Here is a 753-nt window from a genome sequence, read left to right on the forward strand (position 1 = left end):
CTGGGGCCGGCGCTGCGCACGATCTGGGAGGACAACTACCGCGTCTACGGGGCGGCCAAGCTGTGGAAAGCCGCACGTCGGGCCGGCCACGATGTCGGCCGTGACCAGGTCGCCCGATTGATGCGCAGCCTCGGGATCGCGGGTGTCCGGCGCGGTAAGGGCGTCAAGACCACCAAGGCGGATCCGGCCGCGGCACGCCACCCCGACCTGGTCAACCGCAAGTTCAGCGCCACCAGGCCCAACGAGCTGTGGGTGACGGACCTGACCTATGTGCCGACCTGGGCCGGGGTGGCCTACGTCTGTTTCATCGTCGATGCGTTCTCCCGGATGATCGTCGGGTGGCGGGTCGCATCGAACATGCGCACCACCATGGTGCTCGACGCGCTGGAGATGGCCCGCTGGTCACGCGGAAACACGTTGCCGGGGTTGCGATGTCACTCCGATGCCGGCTCCCAGTTCACCTCCATCCGCTACGGCGAACGCCTCGCCGAGATCGGCGCACAGCCCTCGATCGGATCCGTCGGCGACAGCTTCGACAACGCGCTGGCCGAGACGGTCAACGGCTACTACAAAGCCGAACTGATCTACGGGCCCGCCCGCACCGGGCCGTGGAGAACCGTGGAGGACGTCGAACTGGCCACCCTGAGCTGGGTGTACTGGCACAACACCGCCCGGCTGCACAGCTACCTCAAGGACGTTCCCCCCACCGAGTTCGAGGCCGCGTTCTACGATGCTCAACGGAGCGACCAACCC

The 753-nt window shown here is 67.2% G+C and carries 1 protein-coding gene; it reads left to right on the forward strand.

Annotated elements, in window-relative coordinates; translation table 11 throughout:
• Nucleotides 1-753 (forward strand): IS3 family transposase (locus JDV09_RS26470; RefSeq protein WP_221372096.1); only part of this gene is annotated, 753 nt, incomplete at both ends.

The organism is Mycolicibacterium xanthum (genome assembly GCF_019710635.1).
Lineage (GTDB): Bacteria > Actinomycetota > Actinomycetes > Mycobacteriales > Mycobacteriaceae > Mycobacterium > Mycobacterium xanthum.